The organism is Ralstonia sp. VS2407 (assembly GCF_052950655.1).
Window position 1 is genome coordinate 1 of record NZ_JBRFVG010000382.1, and the last position, 433, is coordinate 433.

Annotated in this window: 1 pseudogene; it reads right to left on the bottom strand. The window is 67.4% G+C overall.

What is annotated here, in order from left to right:
- Window positions 1-369, bottom strand: a pseudogene (locus tag ACU8YE_RS25580) (glutamine--fructose-6-phosphate transaminase (isomerizing)); the annotation flags it as partial.
- Window positions 370-433 lie beyond the last annotated feature (64 nt).

Here is a 433-nt window from a genome sequence, read left to right on the forward strand (position 1 = left end):
TGCGTAACCCTTCGCGCGCAGCGCTTCGCGCAGCGGCTCGAAGTTCTCGATGATGCCGTTGTGCACGAGCGCGAGCGCGTCCGACGAGAAGATCGGATGCGCGTTGTGCGTGACGGGCGCGCCGTGCGTCGCCCAGCGCGTGTGCGCGATGCCCGTCTCGCCTTCGAGATGCGATTCGCGCACCTGCGCGTCGAGATCGGCCACCCGCGCGACGCTGCGCGCGCGCTTGGGCGTGCCCGGCGCGGGGGCGCCGGCGTCGAGTACCGCGACGCCGCATGAGTCGTAGCCGCGATACTCGAGACGGCGCAGCCCTTCGATCAGCACCGGAACGATGTTACGTTGCGCAACTGCGCCGACAATCCCGCACATGAAAATCTATCCTTCGAAACTCGACAATGATGCAGGCGCGCCGCTGCGCGCCCGAAAAACGGTT